Annotated in this window: 22 protein-coding genes and 1 pseudogene; 15 read left to right on the top strand and 8 right to left on the bottom strand. The window is 72.9% G+C overall.

The window, feature by feature from the left end; all coding sequences use genetic code 11:
* Positions 1-196 precede the first annotated feature (196 nt).
* Both BBH68_RS10730 and BBH68_RS43005 read left to right on the top strand, forming a co-directional pair.
* A pseudogene (locus BBH68_RS10730) lies at positions 197-943 on the top strand (RNA polymerase sigma factor); the annotation flags it as partial.
* Entirely contained in the window at positions 940-3,807 is a 2,868-nt protein-coding gene (locus BBH68_RS43005) for a M48 family metallopeptidase (RefSeq protein ID WP_065961103.1), read from the top strand. The pseudogene BBH68_RS10730 and the gene BBH68_RS43005, both read left to right, overlap by 4 nt.
* 11 nt (positions 3,808-3,818) lie before the next feature.
* On the opposite strand, the gene BBH68_RS10720 is transcribed toward BBH68_RS43005, so the two are convergent.
* Positions 3,819-5,192, bottom strand: coding sequence for an MDR family MFS transporter (locus tag BBH68_RS10720; RefSeq protein WP_425428805.1), 1,374 nt, complete (start codon positions 5,190-5,192; stop codon positions 3,819-3,821).
* A gap of 157 nt (positions 5,193-5,349) precedes the next feature.
* Here BBH68_RS10720 and BBH68_RS10715 point away from each other — a divergent pair, with 157 nt between their 5' ends.
* Positions 5,350-6,111 (top strand): phosphoglyceromutase, encoded by a 762-nt coding sequence (locus BBH68_RS10715; RefSeq protein ID WP_065961099.1) that lies wholly within the window; start codon positions 5,350-5,352, stop codon positions 6,109-6,111.
* A 158-nt stretch (positions 6,112-6,269) separates the two neighbouring features.
* On the opposite strand, the gene BBH68_RS10710 is transcribed toward BBH68_RS10715, so the two are convergent.
* Both BBH68_RS10710 and BBH68_RS10705 read right to left on the bottom strand, forming a co-directional pair.
* The gene (locus tag BBH68_RS10710) at positions 6,270-6,782 is read right to left on the bottom strand and encodes a hypothetical protein (protein WP_065961098.1); all 513 of its coding nucleotides are present in this window, start codon (positions 6,780-6,782) and stop codon (positions 6,270-6,272) included.
* A 132-nt stretch (positions 6,783-6,914) separates the two neighbouring features.
* On the bottom strand, positions 6,915-7,628 hold the full coding sequence (locus tag BBH68_RS10705; RefSeq protein ID WP_065961107.1) for a class I SAM-dependent methyltransferase: 714 nt from the start codon (positions 7,626-7,628) through the stop codon (positions 6,915-6,917).
* A gap of 318 nt (positions 7,629-7,946) precedes the next feature.
* Here BBH68_RS10705 and BBH68_RS41895 point away from each other — a divergent pair, with 318 nt between their 5' ends.
* Positions 7,947-8,090 carry a hypothetical protein gene (locus BBH68_RS41895; protein ID WP_170066555.1) on the top strand — a complete coding sequence of 48 codons (144 nt, stop codon included), beginning with the start codon at positions 7,947-7,949 and terminating at the stop codon, positions 8,088-8,090.
* Positions 8,091-8,282: 192 nt separating this feature from the next.
* Here the strand turns inward: BBH68_RS41895 and BBH68_RS41890 are convergent, their stop codons facing one another.
* Together BBH68_RS41890 and phoU are read right to left on the bottom strand one after the other, a co-directional pair.
* A complete protein-coding gene (locus BBH68_RS41890; RefSeq protein ID WP_170066554.1) occupies positions 8,283-8,441 on the bottom strand; it encodes a hypothetical protein in 159 nt (52 codons plus the stop codon).
* A 333-nt stretch (positions 8,442-8,774) separates the two neighbouring features.
* Positions 8,775-9,452, bottom strand: a complete 678-nt coding sequence (gene phoU / locus BBH68_RS10700; RefSeq protein WP_065961097.1) for a phosphate signaling complex protein PhoU — start codon at positions 9,450-9,452, stop codon at positions 8,775-8,777.
* A gap of 224 nt (positions 9,453-9,676) precedes the next feature.
* On the opposite strand from phoU, the gene phoR reads away from it, so the two are divergent.
* A complete protein-coding gene (gene phoR / locus BBH68_RS10695; protein WP_065961094.1) occupies positions 9,677-10,978 on the top strand; it encodes a two-component system sensor histidine kinase PhoR in 1,302 nt (433 codons plus the stop codon).
* On the top strand, positions 10,975-11,655 hold the full coding sequence (gene phoP / locus BBH68_RS10690; RefSeq protein WP_065961092.1) for a two-component system response regulator PhoP: 681 nt from the start codon (positions 10,975-10,977) through the stop codon (positions 11,653-11,655). Before phoR ends, phoP begins: the two co-directional genes overlap by 4 nt.
* A 229-nt stretch (positions 11,656-11,884) precedes the next feature.
* On the opposite strand, the gene BBH68_RS10685 is transcribed toward phoP, so the two are convergent.
* A complete protein-coding gene (locus tag BBH68_RS10685) occupies positions 11,885-12,589 on the bottom strand; it encodes a DUF461 domain-containing protein (protein WP_065961090.1) in 705 nt (234 codons plus the stop codon).
* A 669-nt stretch (positions 12,590-13,258) separates the two neighbouring features.
* Between BBH68_RS10685 and BBH68_RS10680 the strand changes: the two genes are divergently transcribed.
* From BBH68_RS10680 to BBH68_RS10650, 7 genes are all read left to right on the top strand, one after another.
* Positions 13,259-13,741, top strand: a complete 483-nt coding sequence (locus BBH68_RS10680) for a CarD family transcriptional regulator (protein ID WP_009716930.1) — start codon at positions 13,259-13,261, stop codon at positions 13,739-13,741.
* Positions 13,742-14,012: 271 nt separating this feature from the next.
* Positions 14,013-14,804 carry a 2-C-methyl-D-erythritol 4-phosphate cytidylyltransferase gene (gene ispD, locus BBH68_RS10675; protein ID WP_065961088.1) on the top strand — a complete coding sequence of 264 codons (792 nt, stop codon included), beginning with the start codon at positions 14,013-14,015 and terminating at the stop codon, positions 14,802-14,804.
* 70 nt (positions 14,805-14,874) lie between these two features.
* Positions 14,875-15,402: a 2-C-methyl-D-erythritol 2,4-cyclodiphosphate synthase gene (gene ispF, locus BBH68_RS10670; protein WP_170066556.1), complete on the top strand. Its 528-nt coding sequence runs from the start codon at positions 14,875-14,877 to the stop codon at positions 15,400-15,402.
* 126 nt (positions 15,403-15,528) lie between these two features.
* On the top strand, positions 15,529-15,933 hold the full coding sequence (locus tag BBH68_RS10665; protein ID WP_065961087.1) for a PPOX class F420-dependent oxidoreductase: 405 nt from the start codon (positions 15,529-15,531) through the stop codon (positions 15,931-15,933).
* Positions 15,934-16,188: 255 nt separating this feature from the next.
* Positions 16,189-17,589, top strand: coding sequence for a cysteine--tRNA ligase (gene cysS / locus BBH68_RS10660; RefSeq protein WP_065961086.1), 1,401 nt, complete (start codon positions 16,189-16,191; stop codon positions 17,587-17,589).
* A 309-nt stretch (positions 17,590-17,898) separates the two neighbouring features.
* On the top strand, positions 17,899-18,852 hold the full coding sequence (rlmB, locus tag BBH68_RS10655) for a 23S rRNA (guanosine(2251)-2'-O)-methyltransferase RlmB (protein WP_065961084.1): 954 nt from the start codon (positions 17,899-17,901) through the stop codon (positions 18,850-18,852).
* 154 nt (positions 18,853-19,006) lie between these two features.
* Positions 19,007-20,623, top strand: a complete 1,617-nt coding sequence (locus BBH68_RS10650) for a DoxX family protein (RefSeq protein WP_065961082.1) — start codon at positions 19,007-19,009, stop codon at positions 20,621-20,623.
* A 186-nt stretch (positions 20,624-20,809) separates the two neighbouring features.
* Here BBH68_RS10650 and BBH68_RS10645 read toward each other — a convergent pair whose 3' ends face one another.
* Both BBH68_RS10645 and BBH68_RS10640 read right to left on the bottom strand, forming a co-directional pair.
* Positions 20,810-21,544: a response regulator gene (locus BBH68_RS10645; protein ID WP_065961080.1), complete on the bottom strand. Its 735-nt coding sequence runs from the start codon at positions 21,542-21,544 to the stop codon at positions 20,810-20,812.
* Positions 21,541-22,485 (bottom strand): sensor histidine kinase, encoded by a 945-nt coding sequence (locus tag BBH68_RS10640; RefSeq protein ID WP_104531273.1) that lies wholly within the window; start codon positions 22,483-22,485, stop codon positions 21,541-21,543. The genes BBH68_RS10645 and BBH68_RS10640 overlap by 4 nt, the downstream gene beginning before the upstream one ends.
* Positions 22,486-22,636: 151 nt before the next feature.
* On the opposite strand from BBH68_RS10640, the gene BBH68_RS10635 reads away from it, so the two are divergent.
* Both BBH68_RS10635 and BBH68_RS10630 read left to right on the top strand, forming a co-directional pair.
* A complete protein-coding gene (locus BBH68_RS10635; protein ID WP_065961078.1) occupies positions 22,637-23,347 on the top strand; it encodes an ABC transporter ATP-binding protein in 711 nt (236 codons plus the stop codon).
* Positions 23,344-25,650 carry an ABC transporter permease gene (locus BBH68_RS10630; protein ID WP_065961075.1) on the top strand — a complete coding sequence of 769 codons (2,307 nt, stop codon included), beginning with the start codon at positions 23,344-23,346 and terminating at the stop codon, positions 25,648-25,650. The genes BBH68_RS10635 and BBH68_RS10630 overlap by 4 nt, the downstream gene beginning before the upstream one ends.
* Positions 25,651-25,872 lie beyond the last annotated feature (222 nt).

The following is a 25,872-nucleotide window of genomic DNA, read 5'->3' as shown; positions in this document are numbered from 1 at the left end:
ACAAGCCAAGCCGACGGTCACGTGATCAACAACTTCTGTTAGGGCCTCTTAGAGGACTTCGAGCAAGCCGAGCAGCCCGAGCAGTCCGAGCAGTCCGAGCACTTCGAGCAGTCCGAGCGAGCAGTCCGAGCAGTCCGAGCAGCCCGAGGAGTTCGAGGACTTCGAGCAGTCCGAAGAGTTCGAGGACTTCGAGGAGTTCTACGCCCGCACCTACCCCTGGCTCGCCGCCCGCGCGGTGATGCTCAGCGGCAATCGGCAGAACGCCGAGGACGCCGTCCAGGAGGCGTTCATCGAGGCGATGCGCCGCTGGCCCACGGTACGGGCCTGCGCCTCGCCGGAGGGCTGGGTCGCGACCACCATGCGCCGCAAGCTCTCGCGCGACGGCCGCCGCTGGTGGTACCGCTGGAAGCCGACCGAGCTGACCGTACCGGCCGCCGCCTCCGCCGGCGTGGAGGAGACCTCGGAGGCGCTGGCCGCACTGCGCGCGCTCGGGATGCTGCCGCCGCGCCAGCGCCAGGTGGTCGTGATGCACTCCCTGGAGGGCATGAGTTACGCGGAGATCGGCGCCGAGCTCGGCATCAGCGCGGGGAGCGTCGGCAGCAACCTGCACAAGGCCCGCGCCCGGCTCAGCCTGTTGCTCGACGTCTCCCCGGAGCTCGGCCGACCCGGCGAGTCCCTGGTCCCCGGCGTACGGACCGACCCGCTGTCCAGCGCGCTGCGCGGCGCTGCCGCATGGCTGCTGGACGGCCTGCGCGCGTCGCCGCCCGTGCCGCCGCTGCCGCCCGAGGAGCGCGGCGACGGCCGAGGACGTGAGGCCGATCGGGGCGGCGGGCGGGGCGGGCAGGCCGATCGGGGTTGGCAGGACGAGCGCGGCGACCGACGAGGGCGTGAGGCCGATCCGGGTGGCGGCCCAGGCCGTGAGGCCGATCGGGGCGGCCGGTGATCACCGCCGCCGTCGCCGCCGCCCGTGCCGTACTGGCCCTGGTGCTGCTGGCCGTCTTCTACGTTTTGGTCGCGCTCCTGGTGCTGCTGTGGCTGGCCTTCCTGGTGCTGGGGTTATGGAGCGCGGGGATGCCGGAGAGCACGGCGCCGCCGACCAGCGTCATCGTGGCCTGCGCCGCGTTCGCGCCGATCGTGGGGGGCATGGTGTGGGCGGTGGCGCGCACCGCGCGGCCCGCCGCGCCGCCCGAGGACACGGTGTGGGTGAGCAGGCGCAGGGCCCCCGCGTTATGGGCGGCGGTCGAGGAGCTGGCCGCCGGCGTGGGCACCGCCCCGCCGGACGCCATCCGGCTGACCACCGAGGTCAACGCCTCGGTCACCGAGGACGCCACGTTCCTCGGCCTGATGTCGGGCCGCCGCACCCTCTATCTGGGCCTGCCCCTGATGGTGGGCCTGCCGCCCGCCGAGCTGCGCGCCGTGCTCGCGCACGAACTTGGCCACTTCTCCCGGCGCCACAGCCGCTTCGGCGCCCTCGCCCACCGCGGCACGGTGGGGCTGGCCGCCGCCCGCGAGGCGATCAACAGCGCGGCGGCGGCCAACAACCTGGTACGGACGTACGCGGGCGGGCCGCTGCTCCTGCTCCGCGGCTACACGCTCCTCTTCCGCCGGCTCACCCGCCCGGTCCGGCGGCGCCAGGAGATCGAGGCCGACCGCGAGGCCGCGCGGGTGGCCGGGGCGCGGACTGTCGCCGACGCCCTGTGCTCGGCGGCCGCGCTGGAGGTGGCCTGGCTGGAGTTCGTCGGGGGCTTCCTCACCCCCGTACGCCGGGCCGAGGGGCGCGTACCGGACGACCCGTTCCGTGTCTTCGCCCACATGGTGGAGGCTCCCGAGCTGCGGGAGCCGCTCGCCGCCCTGAGGGCGCGGGCCACCGAGCGGCCCGCCGACCGCGACGACCCGCACCCCGACCTGGCCACCCGCCTGAGCCGCCTGGCCCGCCTCCCCGACCAGCCACCCCCGGCCGGCGCGGACCGCTTCGCCGAACCCCTCGACGTGCCATCGGGCTACGCGCGCGCGCTGGGCCGCACGCTGCACCCGGGCGGGCGTACGGCGGCGAGCGTGCCATGGCGGGAGTGGCTGCGTCTGCTGGCCGAGCACCGGGCGACCCGGCTGCTGAGGCCGCTGGCGGAGGCGGTCCGTACGGTCGAGGAGGCGGCGGGCCGGCCAGGGGACGGGCCGGGGTCACTGCCGGGGGAGCCGCTGGGGGAACCGCCGGCGAAACCGCCAGCGAAACCGCCGGGGTCACTGCCGGGGAAACCGCTGGGGGAACCGCCGGCGAAACCGCCAGCGAAACCGCCGGGGTCACTGCCGGGGAAACCGCTGGGGGAACCGCCGGCGAAACCGCCAGCGAAACCGCCGGGGTCACTGCCGGGGAAACCGCTGGGGGAACCGCCGGCGAAACCGCCAGCGAAACCGCCGGGGTCACTGCCGGGGAAACCGCTGGGGGAACCGCCGGCGAAACCGCCAGCGAAACCGCCGGGGTCACTGCCGGGGAAACCGCTGGGGGAACCGCCGGCGAAACCGCCAGCGAAACCGCCGGGGTCACTGCCGGGGAAACCGCTGGGGGAACCGCCGGCGAAACCGCCAGCGAAACCGCCGGGGTCACTGCCGGGGAAACCGCTGGGGGAACCGCCGGCGAAACCGCCAGCGAAACCGCCGGGGTCACTGCCGGGGAAACCGCTGGGGGAACCGCCGGCGAAACCGCCAGCGAAACCGCCGGGGTCACTGCCGGGGAAACCGCTGGGGGAACCGCCGGCGAAACCGCCAGCGAAACCGCCGGGGTCACTGCCGGGGAAACCGCTGGGGGAACCGCCAGGGTCACCGCCGGGGGAACAGCCAGGGCCAATGCCGGGGCTGCCGGGGTCACTGCCCGGGGAAATGTCGGTACAGCGGGTGCTGCGCCTGCTGGACAGCGGACGGCGGATGCCGCTCGCCCGTGCCCTGGGCAGCCGTGTGCCGCCGGCGGAGGGCGCGGCGCCGGCCGGGCGCGATCCGCTGGGCCTGCTCGCCGAGGCCCTGTACGTACTGATCGGAGCGCACCTGGTCGCGCGGGGGAGCGCACACTGGACGATGCACTGGACCGGCCCGGGCACCCTCGTACCGCCCGAGGGCATCGCGCCCGAGACGATCCGGGACTGGGCCGACGCGGCCGTACGCCTGCCCGGTCAGACCCAGCGCCTCCGCCTGCACCTGGCTGCCCTGGGGCTGGACGAGCGGGCGCCCCTGCCGGGGTTCACGGGCGCGGCGGGGGCTGGGGCGCGGGAACGGGCGCCGAAATGGGCGCCCGAACGGGCGGAGCAGACCGGAGCGTGGCCGTCCCGGCCGCAGATCCGCATCACCCCCGGCGTGGACGCACCCGCCCGGCGGCGCATCTCCGGCATCCAGGTGCTGGCGCTCACCGTACTGCTGGGATTGACGGCCGTGACCTGGCTGCTGTGGGCCAACCGCGAGGAGCGGCCCTATCCCGGGACCGGCTGGCAGCGGGTGAACCCGACCAGCACATACGACCCGGCGGGCGGCACCTCCGCCGGCCTGCCGGGCGGCGGCACCTCCGCAGGCCTGCCGGACGGCGGCACCTCCGCGGGCCTGCCGGACGGCGGCCTGTCGGATGGCGGTCTGTCGAATGGCGGCCTGCCGGGGGGCGGCCTGCCGGATGGCGGCGTCTCGGGCGGCGGCGTGTCGGGCGGGGTCTCGCCCTGGCCGGACCCGACCCCGTCCTACCGGCTGCCCACCGCCCCGGAGTGGACGCTGAGCCCGTCGCTGGGGCCGAGCTTCCACACCCGTCCCCTGGTGCCCAGGCTCACGCCATGAGGGTGGCGCCGTCAGCCCGCCGCGACGGGGCGGTCGGTCTCGCCGGACCCCGGGGCGCCGCCGGACGGGGAAGTGCCGCCGGACGCGGGAGCGCCGCCGGCCTCCGAAGCGCTGCCGGACCCCAGACGATCCCCCGTCACACCATCCCCATCCCCATCCCCCTCCCCATCACCATCCCGCTCCTCCGCCGCGACGGCGCGCACGAGCGCCCCGTACCCGACCGCGGTCAAGGTCCCCACCACCGCGCACGCCGCCCAGAGCACATCCGCCCCGAAGTGGTCGATGACCGCACCGCCGGCCAGCGGGGCGACCAGCGCCGCGAGTGACCAGGAGAGCACGTAGACGCCCTGGTAGCGGCCGCGCCCGTGGGTGGGGGAGAGCCGGGCGACGAGGCCCATCTGGATCGGGGTGTTGATGATCTCGCCGATGGTCCAGACGCACACGGTCAGGGCGTACACCGCGACCGATCCGGCGAAGGCGGTGAGCCCGAAGCCGTAGCCGATCAGCAGCGCGGCGCCGACCAGCAGCCGGGTCGGCTCCCGGTGCCGCTCGATGAAGCGGGTGACCGGGATCTGGAGGGCCACGATCAGCACCCCGTTCACGGCGATGGCCAGCCCGAAGTCCGAGCTGGACAGGCCGCTCGCGCCCATGGCCACCGGCAGGCCGACGAACCCCTGCTGGATGAGGGCCGCCACCAGGAACGACAGCGCCACGACGGCCATGAACCCCCGGTCGCGCAACACCGTCCCCAGCCCGACCTCCGGCTCGGCGGCGGCGGCCGCCGCGCCCGCCGGCTCCTCCCGCACGGGGCGGGACTCCGGCAGCTTGACGAAGACGACGACGGCGCACAGCAGCGTCATGATCGCCTCACCCAGGAACAGCGCCAGATAGCCGTGCTCGGCGATCAGCCCCGCCACGGTCGCGGAGAAGGCGAAGCCGAGGTTGACGGCCCAGTAGTTCAGCGAGAAGGCGCGGATCCGGTCCGCGGGGGCGACGAGGTCGGCCATCATGGCCTGCACAGCGGGCCGCGACCCGTTGCTCGCCATGCCGACCAGGAACGCGACTGCGGCGATGGCGACCGGGTGTTGGACGAAGCCGAGCACGGCGACGCTGACCGCCGTCGCGCTCTGCGAGACGAGCAGCGTGGGGCGGCGCCCCAGGCGGTCCGTCATCACCCCGGCCCCCACCGCCGACACCGCCCCGCCCAGCCCGTACAGCGCGCCGACCAGCCCCGCGTACGAGGCCGAATATCCCCGGTCGACGGTCAGGTACATGGCGAGAAACGGGGCGACGAAGCCCCCCAGCCGGTTCACCAGCGTCGAGGTCCACAGCCACCAGTACGCCCGGGGCAGCCCCGAGACGCTCTCCCGCGCTGCCTGCCTCATCCGGGCGAGGGACGGTAGGGCGACGGACATCGGACAACCCCCGAAATGTAAGTGGCGCAAGCGGTAGCGGCACCTTACCGACCCCACCCCTCCCGCGCCACCGGATTGCCGGATCCGTCACGCGGCCCGCCCACCCGGGTCAAGTAGGCTCGAGGTCATGGCCGACGCACCGTACAAGCTGATCCTCCTCCGCCACGGCGAGAGCGAGTGGAACGCGAAGAACCTGTTCACCGGCTGGGTGGACGTCAACCTCAACGAGAAGGGCGAGAAGGAGGCAGTCCGCGGCGGTGAGCTGCTCAAGGACGCCGGCCTGCTTCCCGACGTGGTCCACACCTCCCTTCAGAAGCGCGCCATCCGCACCGCGCAGCTCGCCCTGGAGGCCGCCGACCGCCACTGGATCCCGGTCCACCGCTCCTGGCGCCTCAACGAGCGCCACTACGGCGCCCTCCAGGGCAAGGACAAGGCCCAGACCCTCGCCGAGTTCGGCGAGGAGCAGTTCATGCTGTGGCGCCGCTCGTACGACACCCCGCCGCCGCCGATCGAGGACGACTCCGAGTGGTCCCAGGCCGACGACCCGCGCTACGCCACCATCCCCCCGGAGCTGCGCCCGCGCACCGAGTGCCTCAAGGACGTCGTCGTCCGCATGCTCCCCTACTGGTACGACGGCATCGTCCCCGACCTCCTCGCCGGCCGCACGGTCCTGATCGCCGCCCACGGAAACTCCCTGCGCGCCCTGGTCAAGCACCTCGACGGCATCTCCGACGCCGACATCGCGGGCCTCAACATCCCCACCGGCATCCCCCTCTCCTACGAACTCGACGCCGACTTCCGCCCCCTCACCCCGGGCGGCACCTACCTCGACCCGGAGGCCGCGAAGGCCGCCATCGAGGCAGTCAAGAACCAGGGCAAGAAGAAGTAACCTGGACTGATCAAGCCCCCTACCTGCGGTTTTCCTGCGGGCAGGGGGCTTGTTTCGGTATCGGGGCCGTGGGCTGACGGGTGCGGGACGGGTCGGACCGGACCGGGCCGGACGGTGTCGAGGCCGGCGGCAAGCCTCTTCGGTGGCAGGCGGTGTGCCTACTCGATGGGTGCGGCGGCTGCCACCAGCATGCTGCTGGTTGAGACGGTGTCGGGGGCGGTTGTGGTGGGGGCGATGCTGGATTCCCCCGCGACCGTCGTAGCCCAGCAATCCCCCCAGGTAGCGGCCCAACGGTCGGCCAGGTCGCTGTTGGGGTCCAGATCCTCGGGCTTGCCCGTGATGCCGTAGGCGTCGAGGAGCCGTCGCTCGACTCCGAACGGTTCGCCCAGGGCCAGCTGCGGATACTCACTGATCCAGCGCCTGCGGATGCGGCCGCGTTCGGCGATCAGCCACGCCTCCCCGTCGTTCTGCTCGCTATGGAAGAAGAGCTGGGCCTTGCCGAAGTTCGCGCTCAACTCACGACACACGTCGGTGAGGTGCGCCGTCTGCTGGGGAAAGGGCAGGCCGAAGTACGGTCCGACGACCAGGGTCCACCCCTGCATGGGTGGGGTGACAACGACTGTGGAGAACGGCTCCTTCTCGTCGTGCGCCACATCGTCGATGAGTTCCACGCCATCGGCCCAGGCAATGTCCCGTACATTCGGTCAAGCCGAGGGCGCTCACCACTTCTCCCTGATCCACGGTCTCGACCGCGAGCCACGAGAGCCAACAGGCGCGTATGGGGGCTGCGTTACCGGCTGCCTTCATGAACCGCATCGTAGAGGTGTAGACGCTCGGCCGGCCTCGCCGCGGGAACCTGCCCCGTCAGGCCTTTCGGGCTTGCGGGCCAGGAGGCAGGCGCGCGGTCTGTTCGCCCGTCCGCCGGGCTCCTGCTCCAGTCGCGCGGTGACGATGAGTCCTGCCTGGCCGAGTAGGCCGGCCATGTGGTCCAGGGGCAGAAGGTGCGACTCATAGGACACGGGAAGGCCATAGCCGTGGGTCGGCTGCAGTCGTTCATTGCCGACGTAGTCTCCCCAGAGCAGGAAGCCGCCGGGCGCGAGCGTGCGGTGGAATTCGGCGAACACCGCCGGCAGCCACTGCGGGGGCGTGTGGTGGGTGGAATACCAGGCCAGGATGCCACCGAGTTCGCCGTCCCCCGTCTCCAGGGCCGTCATCGAGCCCTCGGTGAACCGCAGGTCCGGATAGGCGTCGCGGGCCAACCCGATCATCTTCGGTGACAGATCGACGCCGAAGGCGGACACCCCCAGACCGGCCAGGTGCGCCGTTATGCGGCCGGGGCCGCACCCCACGTCCGCGACCGGCCCCAGACCGGCCGTCCGTACGAGTTCAGCGAACCCCGCCAGCATCGCGCGGGACAAGGGGTCCATCTCGCCCGGCGGCGGGACGCGTTCGACGTACGCGGCGGCGACCGTGTCGTACGACTCCCGGACCGCGGTCAGAAAGGAGGGCTCGGCCATGCGGGCGACCCTAGACCGGGGAACTGACAGGCCGTGGCGCGCGTCGCCGGGCATCGAACCCCTCCTCAGCTTGATCGGACTCGCCGACCTTGCCGCTTTTTCATCAGCACCTCGTCCGGCCGTCGCACCGGGCCTGACAGACGGATCTTCGCTACGTCCCGGCCGGGTGTCGATGCACAGCAGTTGCGGGTTCGGAGAAGGACGGAAATCGGTCCGAAGGCGCCTGAAATCGGCCGTATGTGCCTGTGTCGGGCACGGCCCGTGCCTCTACACGGTGACGATTGACCCGAGACGGTGCCGACCGGGCGAGGGGGATGTATGGGCAAGCAGGTCAAGTGTGGCTCGACCAAGACCGCGACGGGCAACCCCTGTCAGAATCCCGCGATGATTGGCTACTCGCGGTGCCAGATACATCGAGGCGACTGGAACAAGCCGCAGAAGAAGAAGACCAAGCGTCGCTGACCCTGCTGCGTCGCTGACCCTGCTGGCCGCACCGAGACTCCGAGGCTCTGAGGCCCCGCGGCTCTGAGGTGATGCGCTTCCCCGGAAACTGGGTGCGCGTTGGGGGTACGGGGCGGTGTGTGTGGCGAAGGGCCTTCGACCGGCCGCCGGTCGAAGGCCCTTCCTCGTGCGTGGCGGGCGCGTGGTGAAGGGTCAGCCGCAGTTGCCGCCGCAGGAGCAGGAGCCGCCGGACTGGCAGCCGCAGGAACAGCCGGAGCCGCAGCCGCAGGCGCCGAGGAGGGGGAGCGGGGGGCGGTGTTCGGCTGCCGGCCGGGCGGGGTCGGCGGGGGCGGGAGTGGGGAACTCGGCCATGACGCCTCCTTGGGAGGTCTCGGGAGGTCCTGGAGAGGGGTCGCCTCGTGCTCATGGTGCCGGTCCTCCGGGTCTCGCCCGCAGCGGCGCATGGACGGCGCGCGGATGCACGGCACGGCGGCGCGTGGTGGCCGCGTGCCCGGCGCGCAAGGGCGCGCCCGCGCGCGGCGCGGGGTTCACCCACAGGGCGCGCGCCCGTCGTGCGCCCGCCCGCCGCGTGCCGGGGTGCACTCGCGTCGCCGCGCAGGCCCGCCCGGGTAGACCTATGACCATGACCCCCCTGACCCTGACCCCTGAACACGCCGGAGGAGCGTGGTCAGGGGTCTACCGGCGTCACGCCCCCTCGGGGGTCTCCACCTGCGCGATCTCGTCCGCGTGCTCGCCGGTGACCAGGTACACCACGCGCTTGGCGACCGAGACCGCGTGGTCGGCGAAGCGCTCGTAGTAGCGGCCCAGCAGGGTGACGTCGACGGCCGTCTCTATGCCGTGCTTCCAGCGGTCGTCCATCAGGTGCTGGAAGAGGGTGCGGTGCAGGAGGTCCATCGCGTCGTCGTCTTCCTCGAGCTGCAGCGCGAGGTCGACGTCCTTGGTGATGATCACCTCGGCGGCCTTCGCCATCAGCCGCTGCGCGAGCTGGCCCATCTCCAGGATGGTCGCGTTCAGGTCGCGCGGAACGGCCGAGTCGGGGAAGCGGAGCCGGGCGAGCTTGGCGACGTGCTGGGCGAGGTCGCCGGAGCGCTCGAGGTCGGCGCTCATCCGGAGGCTGGTGACCACGATCCGCAGGTCCGTGGCGACCGGCTGCTGCCGGGCCAGCAGGGTGATGGCCCGCGCCTCCAGGTCGCGCTGCAGATCGTCGACCTTCTCGTCGGCGGCGATGACGCTCTCGGCGAGCTTGAGGTCCGCGTCGAGTATCGCCGTGGTCGCCCGCCCGATGGCCGAGCCGACCAGCCGGGCCATGTCGACCAGGCCCTCCCCGATCGAATCGAGCTCCTCGTGGTACGCGTCCCGCATCAGTGACCTTCTCTCGCTGTGTCTCGCTGTTGACTCTCGGTGGACGTGGACTCGTGGTCTCGTGACGAGCCGCCCCCAGGCTTCCACGTTCCGTCCGGAACGCGTCGGGCTCCGGCATCCGGAGTGAACCGCTGCTGACTCCCCGGTGAACTCTGGGAAACGTCTCCCTGAGGGCGCCCGTCTGGGGCTGTGGAGCTGTCTCGTGCCGCGCATAACCTGGACGCATGAACGTGAACGCGGCGATCGCCGCACTGGCGGCGCTCGCCGGGCTGTGCACCGGCGTCATCGCCATGCTGGCGTTCCGCTGGAGTGAACGCGAACAGGCGAAGCCTACGCGTTCCTCACTGCACACCGACGCTGTGCTGCCGCCCGGCGTGGACACCGTGCTGTCCGTGTTGCGGTCCTCGGCCGTCGTCCTCGACGAGGCGGACGCCGTGGTCAAGGCCAGCTCCGCGGCGTACGCCCTCGGACTGGTCCGGGGCGGGAAGCTGGCCGTCGAGCCGATGATGCAGATGGCCCGCGACACCCGGCGGGACGGGGAGATACGGCAGATCGAGCTGGACCTGCCCCGGCGCGGCACCGGCCGCGGCGAGGCCCTCGCGGTGTCGGCCCGGGTCGCCCCGCTGGGCTCCCGCCTGGTGCTCCTCCTGGTGGAGGACCTCACCGAGGCCCGCCGGATCGAGGCCGTACGGCGCGACTTCGTCGCCAACGTCAGCCATGAGCTCAAGACCCCCGTCGGCGCGCTGTCCCTGCTCTCCGAGGCCGTGATGGACGCGTCCGACGACCCCGAGGCCGTCACCCGCTTCGCCGGCCGGATGCAGATCGAGGCGACCCGGCTGACCAGCCTGGTCCAGGAGCTCATCGACCTGTCCCGGGTGCAGAACGACGACCCGCTGGAGGACGCGGAGCCGGTCCGCGTGGACGAGCTGGTCGCCGAGGCCATCGACCGCTGCCGCCACCAGGCCGGCACCAAGCAGATCACCATGGCCACCGGCGGCACCGCCGACCTGCACGTGTGGGGCAACCGCGGCCAGCTGGCCGCCGCGCTCGGCAACCTCGTGGAGAACGCCGTCAACTACAGCCCGGCCCGCACCCGCGTCGGCATCGCCGCCCGCCGCCTCCCCGCCACCGGCGGCGACCTGATCGAGATCGCCGTCACCGACCAGGGCATCGGCATCTCGGAGAAGGACCGCGAGCGGATCTTCGAGCGCTTCTACCGGGTCGACCCGGCACGCTCGCGACAGACCGGCGGGACCGGGCTCGGACTCGCCATCGTCAAGCACGTGGCCGCCTCGCACGGCGGGGAGGTCACCGTGTGGAGCGCCGAGGGACAGGGCTCCACCTTCACCCTGCGGCTGCCGGAAGCCGGCTCGGTGCGCGATCGTGACCGCGATCGCGCCCGAGACCGCGACCGCTCGTCGCGCGAGCCGTACGAGACCAACGCTGACCTCGATGGAGAGGACCAGGACCGGCCGTACGAGACCAATTCCTGTGAACACCTTTCTGCCCCGGAGGTCCTTCCGTGACCCGAGTTCTGGTCGTCGAGGACGAGGAATCGTTCAGCGACGCGCTGTCGTACATGCTCCGCAAGGAGGGATTCGAGGTCGCCGTCGCGACAACGGGACCCGAGGGGCTCGACGAGTTCGAGCGCAACGGCGCCGACCTGGTGCTGCTCGACCTGATGCTGCCGGGCCTCCCCGGCACGGAGGTGTGCCGGCAGCTGCGCGGCCGCTCCAACGTCCCGGTGATCATGGTGACCGCCAAGGACAGTGAGATCGACAAGGTCGTCGGCCTGGAGATAGGGGCCGACGACTACGTGACCAAGCCCTTCTCCTCGCGCGAGCTGGTCGCCCGCATCCGCGCCGTGCTGCGCCGCCGCGGCGAGCCGGAGGAGGTCACTCCGGCCGCGCTGGAGGCCGGGCCGGTACGGATGGATGTGGACCGGCACGTGGTGACGGTCGGCGGCGGCAAGGTGGACCTCCCGCTGAAGGAGTTCGACCTGCTGGAGATGTTGCTGCGCAACGCGGGCCGGGTGCTCACCCGGATGCAGCTGATCGACCGCGTCTGGGGCGCGGACTACGTCGGCGACACGAAGACGCTGGACGTCCACGTCAAGCGGCTCCGCGCGAAGATCGAACCTGACCCGGGGGCGCCGCGGTATCTGGTGACGGTTCGGGGGTTGGGTTACAAGTTCGAGCCGTAGGCCGGGCCGGTGGTGGCCGGGGTGGCGCGCTGTGAGCTGCCGGGGCGCCGGCTGTGGACGGCCGGCCCCGGGCCGTGAGTGGGTGGCCGGGTGGCCGGACGGAGTCCGGCGCGGCGTCCCGAAGCCCGGGAGGCCCCCTGGGGCCGAGCGGTGCGAGGGGTGCCGTGGGGGTCGCGCACGCGAGGGGCCCTGGAAGTCGCTTCCAGGGCCCCTCGCGGTCGTTGTCGGCTCAGTGGCCGGTCGGCGTCGGCTCGCCCGACGCGATGCCGTTGGTCGGGGCGTTGCTCTCGCCCGCCGCGCCGGACGGCTTGTTGGTCGCGGTGGCGGAGCCGGAGGGCTTGGTGCCGGGCTTGGTTCCGGGCTTGGTGGTCTGCTCGCCGTTCGGACTGGCCGGTGCCGTGGTGGGGGTGGCGGTCGGGAGCTGGGAGGGACCCCAGTCCGTGAAGTAGTGCTTCGCCGGGACCACGAACGCCGTGATCGGCACGTCACCCGTCGCGCTGAGGTCGAAGACGACCCGCTGCGCGTCGCCGTCCCTGGCGGCCTCGCGGCCGTTCGCGATGACCGCGGAGGGGTTGCCCTTGCCACCGAGGAGCACCGAGCCGCCGGCCGGGACGACGACCGGGCCCTTGCCCTTGGCCGGGGAGACCTTCACCGTGGAGCCGGTCCCGGGGAGGGTGATGGCCTTGAGGGTCTGGTCGTCCTTGCCGTTGTTGAAGATCTTGGCCGTGACGATGGCCGGGCCCTTCGCCGTGAGCTCCGGCTGGGTCACGATCGTGGCGTTCTGGATCTTGATATCGCCGACGGACGTCGCGGCGTTGTCCGGCTTGACCTGCAGCGTCTGCGCGTCGTTCCCGGCCGCGCAGGCGGAGAGCGGGGCGACCGAGACCACGAGGGCGGCGGCGGCGAGGGCGCCGCGTCGAAGGCTGCTGCTCACGGCGGCGGCATCTCCTAGGGCTAGGTAAAAGTTGGATCAGCGGGCTTAGGTTACCGAGCCCCCCGCCCGGGGCCGCACCCGACCCACCCGGGGCCGCGCCCGCACCCGCTCGGGGTCGCCCTTGCGCCCGCCGGGGCCGTGCCCGCGCCCGCCCGGGGCCGCACCCGCCCCCCGCTCGGGGCCCCGCCCCGCCCCCGCCCCGCCCCCGCCAGGGGCCGTGGCGGCGGTGGTTGCCGCCGCACCGGTGAAATATCGCTCCGACGGTGTGAAGGGCGATTATCGGTAAGGAATGTGTGGACGTCCGAGAATTGATCAACGCTGTTGATCCACTCTCGATCCACCCTTGATCCACTCTGGCGTGATCAATTCGGGAAACGTGATGCGATCAGTCGCTCCGAGCCCGAACGGAGTAGCGGAAGTCCTTCGACTGGACTCCGGCAAATCGGGACATAGTGTCACTCGTGAGGGGTCGTCGAAGGGTGTAACGTACGGGTTTCGCTGCGCCTGCGCAGCCGCTCCCACCTGCGAATACCCGCTTCCGCAGACCTCTCCCAGCACGTTCCGCCCGCTGTTGTCAAGCCCCGAGATATGCCCTGACCTGCGAAAACGCCATTCAGAACAAGGCGTTCCCGTGTTACCCTGGATAGCCACGGAAGGGGTACCTGTCACATGACGTTCAAGGTTGGCGACACCGTGGTCTATCCCCATCACGGGGCCGCGCTGATCGAGGCCATCGAAACTCGCCAGATCAAAGGCGTGGACAAGACCTACTTGGTGCTGAAGGTCGCTCAGGGTGACCTGACGGTTCGTGTGCCGGCGGACAATGCGGAGTTCGTCGGTGTGCGTGATGTGGTCGGCCAGGACGGGCTGGACCGGGTCTTCGAGGTGCTGCGGGCGCCGTACGCCGAAGAGCCGACGAACTGGTCCCGTCGCTACAAGGCAAATCTCGAGAAGCTCGCCTCCGGCGACGTTATCAAGGTCGCCGAAGTGGTGCGCGACCTGTGGCGCCGAGAGCGGGAGCGCGGACTCTCCGCCGGTGAGAAGCGCATGCTTGCGAAGGCACGCCAGATCCTGGTGAGTGAGCTCGCCCTCGCGGAGAGCACCAACGAAGACAAGGCCGAGGCTCTGCTCGACGAGGTCCTCGCGTCCTGACCCATAGATGCCGCGGTGCCCGAGTGACTCAGATCCAGCATCTGTCGCCGGGCGCTGCGGCATGTGCGCATGCCGGTATCACGGTGTCGCCCATCGCCCTCAGGCCCACGCCGAACGCTGTCTGGAACGCAGTCCGGCCCGGTACATGGCGTGCCGGGCCCGGGCAGCTGGCTCGACCAGTCGTCACGGAAGGGGCTGGTCGGCGCATCGCGCCCGGCACGCTGTGGCCATACCCATCTCGGTCGAGGAAGCAAACCTGAACGCCAACTCAATGTCCGCATCAGGGCAGTCCGCGAGTCCCGGGGGCGCCGAGGGCCCCGTCCGCCCCGCCCGTACCGCTGCCGTCATCCCGGCGGCGGGCCGCGGGGTGCGCCTGGGGCCCGGCGCGCCGAAGGCGCTGCGTCCGCTGAGCGGCACGCCCATGCTGGTCCACGCCGTACGTGCCATGGCCAGGTCCCGTTCGGTCGTGCTCGTCGTCGTGGTCGCCCCGCCGGACGGGGCCGACGAGGTCCGTCGGCTGCTGGACGCGTATCCGCTGACCGGCACCACCGAGGTCGTGGTGGTCCCCGGCGGCGAGACCCGCCAGGAGTCGGTCCGGCGCGGTCTGGCCGCCGTGCCCGAGGACATCACCACCGTCCTGGTCCACGACGCGGCGCGTCCGCTGGTCCCCGTCGACACCGTGGACGCGGTCGTCACCGCCGTACGGGAGGGGGCGCCCGCCGTCGTCCCGGCGCTGCCGCTCGCCGACACCGTCAAGCAGGTCGAGCCGCGCACCGGCGAGCGGGCCGGCGAGCCCGAACCGGTCGTCGGCACCCCGGAGCGCGCGCTGCTGCGCGCCGTCCAGACCCCGCAGGGCTTCGACCGGGCCACGCTGGTCGCCGCGCACGAGAAGATCGCCCTGGAGGGCGAGGGGGCGACGGACGACGCCGGGATGGTGGAGCGGCTCGGGGTCGAGGTCGTGGTCGTGCCCGGCCACGAGGAGGCGTTCAAGGTGACCCGGCCCCTCGATTTGGTGCTGGCCGAGGCCGTACTCGCCCGGAGGAGGGCCACCGATGGCTTCTGAGGTCCCCGACACGCCCGCCCCCGACACGCCGGTCCCTGACACGCCCGCCTCTGGGATGCCGGTGGCCGGGATGCTCGCCCCGGGGGCGCCGGTGGCCGGGGTGCCCGCGGCCGCGATGCCGCTCGTGGGCATCGGCACCGATGTGCACGCCTTCGAGAAGGGCCGCGAGCTGTGGTGCGCGGGGTTGCTGTGGGAGGGCGCGGAGTACGGCCTGGCCGGGCATTCCGACGGCGACGTCGCCGCCCACGCCGCCTGTGACGCGCTGTTCTCCGCCGCCGGCCTCGGTGACCTGGGGGCCCACTTCGGTACCGACCGCCCCGAGTGGGCCGGGGCCTCGGGGGTCACGCTGCTGACCGAGGCCGCCCGGATCGTCCGGAGCGCGGGCTTCGAGATCGGGAATGTGGCGATCCAGGTGATCGGCGTACGTCCGAAGATCGGCAAGCGGCGGGACGAGGCGACGAAGGCGCTCTCGGCGGCGGTCGGGGCGCCGGTGGCGATCTCGGGCACCACGACCGACGGCCTGGGTCTCACCGGCCGGGCGGAGGGCCTCGCGGCGATCGCCACGGCCCTGGTGGTGCGGGCGCGCCAGACGGCCTGATCAGGGCGACGGCGGGCGGGGGAAGGCGCTGCGCCGAACGGCCCTGCTCGCGGAGGTTTGACGGTGTGTCGGGCGCTCACCGGGTACCCAACACACCGTACGTATCTCCCGAGGGAAGGAACCGCCGTGCCAGCCGCACTCTCCGACGAGCTCAAGCGCATCCTCGACACCCCGGTCTTCGTGACCGTCGGCACCATCCAGGCCGACGGCAGCCCGCAGCTGTCCCCGGTATGGGTGAAGCGCGACGGCGACGAGCTGCTGATCTCCACCACCATGGGGCGGCAGAAGCAGAAGAACCTCGACCGGGACCCGCGGGTGTCGGTCGTGGTGCAGCCCGCCGACGCCCCGTACACGTACGCGGAGATCCGCGGCACCGCGACCTACACCACCGAGGGCGCGAACGAACTGATCGACGAGCTGTCGCTCAAGTACGCGGGCAAGAAGTACGCCGAGTTCAACCCGGCCTCGGCGGAGGACGCCCAGCGCATCGCCGTACGGATCACCCCGCGCAAGGTGGTCGGCAGGGTCTGAGCGGTGAGGGAACGGCGGTCGAGCCGACGGTCGGAGCGGCAGACGGGTCGTGGTCGGGCCGGCGGTCGGAGCGGCAGACGGGTCACGGGCCGGTCGCGGGCGGGTCAGCAGTCGGAGCGGCAGCCCGGCCGGCGGTCGGGCCGGCGGCCGCGGCGCCGGCCGCGGCGCCGGTCGGGGCGTCCCAAGGGTCACGCTTCTGTGTCCCTGCGGCCATAAGGTCGCGGGGCACTACTGCCTTCCGTCTACCCTTGATGCGTGACTATTCGCCTGTACGACACCAGCGCCCGGCAGATCCGTGACTTCAACCCGCTCACGCCGGGCTGTGTCTCGATCTACCTGTGTGGCGCGACCGTGCAGGCCGCCCCGCACATCGGGCACATCAGGTCGGGGCTCAACTTCGACATCATGCGCCGCTGGTTCGCCTACCGCGGCTACGACGTGACGTTCGTCCGGAACGTCACCGACATCGACGACAAGATCATCGCCAAGTCGGCCGAGCAGAACCGTCCGTGGTGGGCGATCGGCTACGAGAACGAGCGCGCCTTCAACTCGGCGTACGACGTCCTCGGCTGCCTGCCCCCGAGCTACGAGCCCCGGGCCACCGGCCATGTGCCGGAGATGATCGAGATGATGCGGGGCCTGATCGAGCGGGGCCACGCCTACGCCGCCGAGGGCAACGTCTACTTCGACGTGCGCTCGTACCCCGGCTATCTCCAGCTCTCCAACCAGGACCTGGACGGGCTGCGCCAGCCGTCCGGCGAGGGTGAGGGCGGCAAGCGCGACCCGCGCGACTTCGCCATGTGGAAGGCGGCCAAGCCCGGCGAGCCGAGCTGGGAGACGCCGTGGGGGCGCGGCCGGCCCGGCTGGCACCTGGAGTGCTCGGCGATGGCCCACAAGTACCTGGGCTCGGCCTTCGACATCCACGGCGGTGGCGTCGACCTGATCTTCCCGCACCACGAGAACGAGATCGCGCAGGCCAAGGCGTTCGGAGACGACTTCGCGACGTACTGGACGCACAACGCCTGGGTGACCATGAGCGGCGAGAAGATGAGCAAGTCGCTCGGCAATTCGGTGCTGGTCTCCGAGATGGTCAAGCACTGGCGCCCCATCGTGCTGCGCTACTACCTCGGCACCCCGCACTACCGCTCCATGATCGAGTACAGCGAGGAGTCGCTGCGCGAGGCCGAGTCCGCGTTCGCGCGTATCGAGGGCTTTGTGCAGCGGGTCACCGAGAAGGCGGGGAAGGTCGTCCCGCCCGCCCCCGAGGTGCCGCCCGCGTTCGCCGAGGCGATGGACGACGACTTCGGCGTTCCGCAGGCGCTCGCGGTCGTCCACACCACCGTCCGCCAGGGGAATTCCGCCCTGACCGCCGACGACAAGGAGTCGGCGGTCGCGCGGCTGGCCGAGGTGCGCGCCATGCTGGGCGTGCTGGGCCTCGACCCGCTCGACGAGCACTGGGCGGGCGGCCCGGACCGGGGCGAGGACCTGCACGGAGTGGTCGACTCGCTCGTACGGCTGGTCCTGGAGCAGCGGCAGGCCGCGCGGGCCCGCAAGGACTACGCGACGGCGGACGCGATCCGCGACCAGCTGCAGCAGTCGGGGCTGGTCATCGAGGACACCCCGAGCGGGCCGCGCTGGGAGCTCGGCTCGCGCTGACCCCGGTGGCCGCGGCGCCCTGCCCCGCGCGGGGTGCCGGGACCACCGCCACCGCGCAGACGACCCCGGGGCCCCGCCCCGGCCGACCCGAGGGGCCTCGCCCCGACCGACCCCCGGGGCCTCACCCCGGCCGACCCCCCGGGGCCCCGCCCCGACCGACACGCGGTGTGCCGCCCGGCGCACCCACCACGACATGACCCAAGCAGGCAGCCGCCGGACCAGGCCCGGCGGCGCAGCCGCGCGAAGCCGTGAGGCCCGCCAGGGCCGGGCGGCCGGCGGGCGGCCACGGACGAGAAACAGGTGAACCCCATGGCCGGCAACAGCCAGCGCAGGAACCGTCGCACCGCCAACAAGAAGGGCGCGACGGTCGGCAGCGGCGGCAAGCGGCGCCGGGCGCTGGAGGGCAAGGGCCCCACCCCGCCCGCCGAGATGCGCAAGGGCCACGTCAAGCAGCGCGTCGCCCAGGCGCGCGCCAAGCAGGCGGCCCGCCGCCCGGCCCCGCGCCGGGGTGGCGGCAAGGGCACGAACGAGCTGGTGGTGGGCCGTAACCCGGTCGTCGAGGCGCTGCGCGAGGGCGTCCCGGCCAGCACGCTCTACGTCCAGCAGTTCATCGACAGCGACGACCGGGTGCGCGAGGCGCTGAAGCTCGCGGCCGACCGCGGCGGCATCCACCTCATGGAGGCCCCGCGCCCCGAGCTGGACCGGATGACCAACGGCCTCAACCACCAGGGGCTGGTCCTCCAGGTGCCGCCGTACGAGTACGCGCACCCCGAGGACCTGGTCGCGGCGGCGGCCGACGCGGACGAGGACCCGCTGATCGTCGCGCTGGACGGGGTGACCGACCCGCGCAACCTGGGCGCGGTGGTGCGGTCGGTGTCGGCGTTCGGCGGCCATGGTGTGGTGGTGCCGGAGCGGCGCGCGGCCGGGATGACGGCGGGGGCGTGGAAGACCTCGGCGGGCACCGCGGCGCGTACGCCGGTGGCGCGGGCGACCAACCTCACGCGGGCGCTGGAGGCCTACAAGAAGGCGGGCCTGATGGTGGTCGGGCTGGCCGCCGACGGCGAGACCGAGGTGCAGGACGCCGAGGTGCTGCAGGGCCCCGTGGTGATCGTGGCCGGCAGTGAGGGCAAGGGGCTGTCCCGGCTGGTCGCCGAGACCTGCGATGTGCTGGTGCGCATCCCGATGCCGGGCGGCGCCGAGTCGCTCAACGCGGGTGTGGCGACGGGTGTGGTGCTGTACGAGGCGGTCCGGCACCGGCACTGAGCTGATCATGGTTTGACGGGTCTCGGACACCCGGCAGGGGTCAAGGCAGTGTCCTAACCGCGCGTCACTCGGTTAGATGAGCGTGGAGACCAGAACACCCCGCACGCCCTTGGGGGGACGCGCACCGGGTTTTGACGACGAGCCACAGCTGGCCATGGCCAAGGTGCCGAGCGATCCGGCGCAGGTCATCGTCAATCCCGTGAGCTTCCGGGTGCAGCTCGCCGCCCCGGTGGTGAGCAGCGCGCTGGCGGACACGACGCGGCTCGCCCGCGTCCCGGCCGCCGCCGCCCGGCGCCGCCCGCCCGTGGTGTGGAGCGGCCGCACCCGGCCCGGTGGCGACGCGGCGGCCACCCGGCTGCTGCAGGCCGTGCGGTACGCGGGGGTGGGGCTCGCGGACTCCGGCGCGCCCGGCACCGGGGACGGCACCGCCCGGGACGGCGGCGACGACGCGGCGGCCACCCAGGTGCTGCCCCGGCTCAGGTTCGACGACGGCCCGCCCACGGTCGTCGGCCCGCGCCGCAGCCCCCACACCGAGTCCATGCCGCCGGCGGACGGGCCCGGCGGGCCGCGGCACGGGACGCCGCGGGAAGCCCGCGCCTCGCAGGGCCGGGCCTCCCAGGGCCGGGCGGCCGAGGGCCGGGCGGCGGCCGGGGGGCGGGCGGCCCGGTCCGCCGAGGTGCCGCGCCAGCGTCGCCACTCCGACTCCGTACGGCACGCCTACTACCCGGGCCGCCGGATGAACCTGGGCGTCGTCCTGCTCCCGCTGCGCGTCTTCCTCGGCCTCATCTCCGTCTACGCCGGCATGGGCAAGCTCTCCGACCCGGTCTACTTCGACGGCGGCGAGCGCGGCTCCATGGTCACCTGGCTGCGGTCGCTGCACCCCTGGCCCATCGCGGAGCCGCTGCGCGACCTGGCGCTCGGCCACCCCGTGGGCGCCGGCCTGACCGTCGCCTTCCTGCAGATCGTGGTCGGGGTGCTCACCGTGCTGGGGCTGTGGCAGCGCCTGGCGGCCTTCTTCGGCGCGTCGCTGTCGGCGGCGCTGATCCTGACCGTGAGCTGGCGGACCGTACCGGCGTACGACGCGCCGGACATCATCTACCTCGCCGCCTGGAGCCCCCTGATCATCGCGGGCGCCCCGGTCTACTCGACGGACGCCCGGCTCGCGGGCGAGGCGTGGCGGCGGCTCGGGCCCCGGGTGGGGCTGTGGGAGCTGCGGCGGCGGGTGCTGCGCCGGGGCGGGCTCATGGCGCTGGTGGTGGCCGGAATGACGCTGCTGGTCGGCTCGATGCTCGGTGGCGCCGTACGGGCCTCCGAGACGGTGCGTTCCCCCGAGCCGAGCGACGTCCCGACGAACAACCTGCCCGGTTCTCCGCTGCCGCGGCGGGCCGACCAGAGCCCCACGGGCGCCACCCGCGGTCCGCTCGGCGAGGGCCGAGCCCCGTCCCCGCGCACCCCGGCGGCCGGCTCGACCGCCCCGTCGGCGTCCTCCTCGGCCGGCTCGCCCAGCGCCTCGGCCACGACCGGCGGCACCGCCCGCCCCACCCGGCCGCAGAACGGCGCCCGGACCGCCCCCCGGCAGCCCCGGCGTCCCGCCGCCCCGGCGACCCCGGACGGGCAGTCGTCCGTGGGCGGCCGGGCCGGCCTCGGGACCGGCGAGGGCGAGTCCCTGCCCGAGTCCGTCGTGGGCAACGGCGGCACGTCCGGCGACGCCTACGGCTACAGCGAGAGCGCCCCCGAGGGCACCGGCGCCCTCGGGGGCCTCCTGGGCTGACGGCCCCCGCCTGAACTGACGGCATCCGCCTGAACTGACGGCATCCGTCCCGGCCTGCGAACCCACTGCGGCCTGCGAGCCCTCTGCGGTCTGCAAGCCCCCTGCGGTCTGCAAACGCTCTGCGGCCTGCACACCCCCTGCGGCCTGCACACTCCCTGCCCGGGCGGCGATCCGGTCGCCCGGGCGTCACCGCCTCTGCTGGCGGGTTCCTGCCGAGTCACCTGGGAAGACGAGTCCTGTCTCGTAGGCGAGAACGACGGCCTGGGCTCGGTCGCGCAGGGCGAGTTTGGCGAAGATCCGGGCCACGTGGGTCTTCACTGTCGCCTCACTGAGCGTCAGCGTCCGCGCCAGTTCGCTGTTGGACAGCCCCCGGCCGACGAGCGTCAGCACCTCGCGCTCCCGCTGCGTCAGGGCGGCCAGGTCGCGGTGGACGGCCGGGGTCCCGGGCTGTCGTTCGGCCCCGGCCCGGTGTCGTTGTTCTTCAGCCCCGGCAAAACGCTCCACCAGGCGGCGGGTGATCGAGGGGGCGAGCAGCGCGTCGCCGGTTCTGACCAGGCGTACGGCGGAGGCGAGGTGCTCCGGGGTGACGTCCTTGAGGAGGAAGCCGCTGGCGCCGGCGGCGAGGGCGGCATAGACGTAGCGGTCGAGGTCGAAGGTGGTCAGCATGATCACCCGGCAGTCCGGGGCCTGCGCGAGCACGCGGCGGGCGGCCTCCAGGCCGTCCATGACGGGCATCCGGATGTCCATCAGCACCACGTCGGGCCGCAGCCCGCGCACCGCTGCCACCGCTTCCGCCCCGTCGGCGGCCTCGCCCACCACGTCGATGCCGCGGGCGGTCAGGATCAGCCGGAAGCCGGTGCGGACGAGTTCCTGGTCGTCGGCGACGACGACGCGGGGGGCGGCGGGTTCGGCGGGCGTCATGGCCGGTCCAGGGGGATCCGGGCGCGGACGCGGTAGCCGCCGCCGAGGCGGCGGCGGGCGTCCAGGTCACCGCCGTAGACGGCGACCCGCTCCCGCAGCCCCAGCAACCCGCGCCCGGCTCCGTCCGCCCGACCGGCGGCAGGGCGGACGGGAGACGCGGAGCCGCCGGCGGCGGTACCAGCAGCGGTACCAGGAGATACGGCGCCGCCGGCCGTCAGGACGCTCGGACCGCTGTTCAGCACCTCGACCCGTAGGTAGTGGTCCGCGTACCGCACTGTCACCTCGGCCTTCGCTGAGATTCCGTGTTTGAGGGCATTGGTCAGCGCCTCCTGGATGATCCGGTAGGCGGTGACATCGATTCCGCCCGGCAGCGGGCGCGGTTCCCCGGAGATTCGTACGTCCACGGGCAGGCCGGCGAAGGCGAACCGGTCGATCAGCGGGCTGAGCCTGCTCAGGCTCGGCTGGGGGGACAGATCCGTACCCGACAGGCCCGCACCCGACAGATCTGTACTCGACAGGCCCGTACCCGACAGGCCCGTCCCCGACAGATCCGTCCCGTAGGGCTCGTCGTCGCCGTTCTGCGCGGGGGCGAGCAGGCCGAGCAGGTGTCGCAGTTCGGTCATCGCGTTCCGGCCGGCGCTCTCGACCGCGCTCATCGCGGCCGCGGCCTCGTCCGGCATGGTGGCCAGCACCTCGCGGGCGGCACCGGCCTGGACGACCATGAGGCTCACGTTGTGGCTGACGATGTCGTGGAGGTCCGCCGCGATCCGGGCCCGCTCGGCGTCGACCGCGGTCCGGGCCGCGCTCTCCCGCTCCCGCTCCAGCAGCCAGCCGCGCTCCCCGATGGCCGACCGGTGGCGCCGCCGCACCCGGATGAGGGCCGCGCCCAGCCAGCCGGCGGCGGTGCACGCCGCCACCAGCGCGATGACCAGCCACCCCACGCCCGAACTCCACACTCCGCCAGCCTCGCAGCCCGTCCCGTGATCCGCGTCATTCCCAGGGTCCAGCTCCGTACATCCCCGGGATGACGGCCCCGTACGGTTACATCCGGGGAGGGACGCCGCCCCGTCCCGCCGATCCTAGGTTCGTGCCATGACTCAAGATCCCGGCAGCTCGCAGCAGGTCGTCGTGCGGCTGGACGGCGTACACAAGGAATATGGCGACGCCAAGGCCCTGGACGGCATGTCCCTGGAGATCCGCGCGGGGGACGCGGTCGCCGTGATGGGGCCCTCCGGCTGCGGCAAGTCCACCCTGCTCAACATGGTCGCGGGCCTGGACCGGCCGACATCCGGAGCCGTCGAGGTCCACGGCCAGGACCTCGGCAAGCTGAACGAGACCGGGCTGGCCCTGTTCCGGCGGCGGCACATCGGCATGATCTTCCAGTTCTTCAACCTCATCGACGACCTCCCGGCGCTGGACAACGTGGCGCTGGCCGCTCAGCTGACCGGGATCTCGGCCCGGCAGGCGCGCCGCCGTGCGCTGGAACTCCTCGACGAACTCGGCATCGCCGACCGCAAGGACACCTATCCGGCCGCGCTGAGCGGTGGGGAGCGCCAGCGGGTCGCCGTGGCCAGGGCGCTGATGAACCGTCCGGCCCTGCTGCTGGCCGACGAGCCGACCGGTGCCCTGGACAGCCGCTCGGGCGAGCAGGTGATGGACCTGCTGATCGACCTCAACCAGATCGGCCAGACCCTCTTGATCGTCACCCATGACCCGCATCTGGCCACCCGCTGCGCCAGCCGGCTGATCGAGGTGGCCGACGGCCGGGTGGCCCGGGAGAGCGCGCTGGAGCCGAGCGCGTGAGCGCCGTCTGGTCGGCCTCGCGCGTGGCCGTGAGGCGCCGCAAGGTCCAGACGGCCGTCATAGGACTGGTCGTGCTGTGCTCGACCACGACCGTCCTGCTCGCGCTGGCTTTGATGAGCGCCGCCTCGGCGCCCTTTGAGCGGGCCTTCGCCCAGCAGCGCGGCGCCCATGTGGTGGCGACTTTCGACCGGACCAAGGTCTCGGCCACCGAGCTGGCGCGCACCGCCGGGCGGCCGGGTGTCCAGGCCGCCGCGGGGCCGTATCTCCAGGCCACCGTCGACATACCGGAACAGTGGCTGTGGGTCCCGTCCGGCCCCCTGACGGTGGTGGGCCGGTCCGATCCGGCGGGCAGCGTGGACCGCGTCCGTCTCCTGGAGGGCCGCTGGGCCACCAAGCCCGGGGAGGTCGTCGTCAACTGGCCCGTCCAGGGCTCCCCGGGCCCGGACAAGCTGGGTACGAAGCTCAGGGCGCGCGGGGTCCCGGCACTCACCGTCGTGGGCTTCGCCACCAGCATGAGCAAGTCCGCCGGCGCCTGGGTCGTACCCGAACAGATGGCCGCGCTGCACCCGGCCTCGGTCCAGATGCTCTACCGCTTCACCAAGTCCTCCACCGACGGGCAGATCCGCGACGGCCTGGCGGAGGCCACCGCGGGGCTGCCCAGGGGCTCGCTGACCACCACGCAGTCCTACCTCACGCTCAAGCGGGCCTTCTCCGCGGTGGCCGATTCCTATCTCCCGTTCATGACGGTCTTCGGCGTCCTCGGCCTGCTGGTCTCCGCCCTGATCGTCGGGAACGTGGTCAGCGGGGCGGTCGTCTCCGGGAACCGGCACATCGGGGTGCTCAAGGCGCTGGGCTTCACGCCGAACCAGGTGGTCGCGGTCTACCTCACGATGGTCGCCGTGCCCGCGGTCGTCGGCTGTGCCGCCGGGACCCTGATCGGCGACGCGCTGTCGCAGCCCATCCTGCGGGACGCCTTCAGCGGGATCGAGACCGGCGACACCTCCATCGGCGTCAGCTCGTGGGTGTACGCCGTCTGTCTGCTGGGCATGCCCGCCGTCGTCGTGCTCGCCGCGCTGGTCCCCGCGCTCCGCGCGCACCGGCTCCCCGCGGCCCGGGCGATCAGCGCGGGCAACGCGCCGCGGACCGGGCGCGGGCTGCGTGTCCAGCGGGGGCTCAGCGGCACCCGGCTGCCGCGCGCCGTGAGCCTGGGCCTGGGCCAGCCCTTCGCCCGCCCGGGCCGCACCCTCATGACGATGGCGGCCATCGTGCTCGGCGTCACGACCGTGACGCTGACGACCGGTCTGACCAGCACCATGGTCGCGTTCGGGAAACACGGCCAGAACAACGGCGCCGCGTGGGTGAACGTGGAGGCGGGCAGGCCCGGGCTCGACCAGAAGGTCCCGAAACTGAGCGACCGCCAGATCGAGGCACGGCTGCGGTCGCTTCCCGGGGCGGACCTGGTGACCGCCCGCGCACTCAGCAAGGTGCGCCTGGCCGGGTACACGCAGCCCGTCTTCGCGAACTTCTACCGCGGGGACACCCGGATGTACGACTCCGACATCGTCAAGGGGCACTGGCCGCACGGGCCGGGCGAGGTCGCGGCCGGTCCGGCGTTCCTGAACCAGCGCGGGCTGGCGGTCGGCGACCGGATCACCCTGTATCTGGACGGCCGGCAGACCCGCGTCACCGTCGTCGGTGAACTCATCGAGGGCAACCCCCAGGCGGTGGAATCCACCTGGGAGACCCTGGCCGAGCTCGCCCCGGACCTGCGGGCCATCGAGTACACGGTCGAACTCGCCGACGGCGCCGACGCCGAGGCGTACGCCAAGGCGGTCAAGGCGTCCGACCCGGGGCTGTATCTGCTGCCCGGCAGCTCGACGAACACCACGGCCGCGACCGTCGTCAGCTTCTCGGCGGTGTTCACCGTGCTGCTGACCGTCGTCGCGGCTCTGGGCGTCTTCAACACGGTCCTGCTCAACACCCGGGAACGCCGCCGCGACCTGGGCATGCTCAAGTCGATCGGCATGACGCCACGCCAGGTCACGGTGATGACCGTGACGTCCGTGGCGGGGGTGGGCGCGGTCGGCGGGCTGCTGGGGATACCCCTCGGGATCGCCGCGCACCGGCTGCTCGTGGACCACGTGGGAGTGGTCGCGTTCCCGGAGTCCATGAAGGACGTCTGGCACGCGCCGCAGCTGGCCGTGCTGGCCCTGGCGGGGGTCGCGATCGCCGTCCTCGGCGCGCTGGTCCCGGCCCGCTCGGCGGCGAGGCTGACGATCGCGAAGGTGCTGCACAACGAGTAGGCCGTCCGTGCCTTCCCCCCGGCGCCGGGGCCCGGGCCCTCGGGCCCCGGCCCCGGCGCGGGGGAGACGGCGGGCGCGCCCGGTGTTCGTTCGGACGCGCCGGGCGGTGGGGAGTCCGTTCAGACGCGCCGGGCGGCGAGGAGTCCGTTCAGACGCGCTGGGCGGTGGGGAGTCCGTTCAGACGCGCCGGGCGGTGGGGAGTCCGTTCAGACGGGCGGCGGG

This window comes from Streptomyces sparsogenes (assembly GCF_001704635.1).
GTDB classification, from domain to species: Bacteria; Actinomycetota; Actinomycetes; order Streptomycetales; family Streptomycetaceae; genus Streptomyces; species Streptomyces sparsogenes.
This window is presented reverse-complemented; position numbering and strand designations above follow the sequence as displayed.

What these genes read in the sequence shown, in the direction of transcription:
- BBH68_RS10720 (WP_425428805.1), bottom strand. Translation starts at nt 5,192, where the DNA reads ATGAGGCAGGCAGCGCGGGAGAGCGTCTCGGGGCTGCCCCGGGCGTAC.
- BBH68_RS10715 (WP_065961099.1), top strand. Translation starts at nt 5,350, where the DNA reads ATGGCCGACGCACCGTACAAGCTGATCCTCCTCCGCCACGGCGAGAGC.
- BBH68_RS10705 (WP_065961107.1), bottom strand. Translation starts at nt 7,628, where the DNA reads ATGGCCGAGCCCTCCTTTCTGACCGCGGTCCGGGAGTCGTACGACACG.
- BBH68_RS41895 (WP_170066555.1), top strand. Translation starts at nt 7,947, where the DNA reads ATGGGCAAGCAGGTCAAGTGTGGCTCGACCAAGACCGCGACGGGCAAC.
- BBH68_RS41890 (WP_170066554.1), bottom strand. Translation starts at nt 8,441, where the DNA reads ATGGCCGAGTTCCCCACTCCCGCCCCCGCCGACCCCGCCCGGCCGGCA.
- phoU (WP_065961097.1), bottom strand. Translation starts at nt 9,452, where the DNA reads ATGCGGGACGCGTACCACGAGGAGCTCGATTCGATCGGGGAGGGCCTG.
- phoR (WP_065961094.1), top strand. Translation starts at nt 9,677, where the DNA reads ATGAACGTGAACGCGGCGATCGCCGCACTGGCGGCGCTCGCCGGGCTG.
- BBH68_RS10680 (WP_009716930.1), top strand. Translation starts at nt 13,259, where the DNA reads ATGACGTTCAAGGTTGGCGACACCGTGGTCTATCCCCATCACGGGGCC.
- ispD (WP_065961088.1), top strand. Translation starts at nt 14,013, where the DNA reads ATGTCCGCATCAGGGCAGTCCGCGAGTCCCGGGGGCGCCGAGGGCCCC.
- ispF (WP_170066556.1), top strand. Translation starts at nt 14,875, where the DNA reads ATGCTCGCCCCGGGGGCGCCGGTGGCCGGGGTGCCCGCGGCCGCGATG.
- rlmB (WP_065961084.1), top strand. Translation starts at nt 17,899, where the DNA reads ATGGCCGGCAACAGCCAGCGCAGGAACCGTCGCACCGCCAACAAGAAG.
- BBH68_RS10650 (WP_065961082.1), top strand. Translation starts at nt 19,007, where the DNA reads ATGGCCAAGGTGCCGAGCGATCCGGCGCAGGTCATCGTCAATCCCGTG.
- BBH68_RS10645 (WP_065961080.1), bottom strand. Translation starts at nt 21,544, where the DNA reads ATGACGCCCGCCGAACCCGCCGCCCCCCGCGTCGTCGTCGCCGACGAC.
- BBH68_RS10635 (WP_065961078.1), top strand. Translation starts at nt 22,637, where the DNA reads ATGACTCAAGATCCCGGCAGCTCGCAGCAGGTCGTCGTGCGGCTGGAC.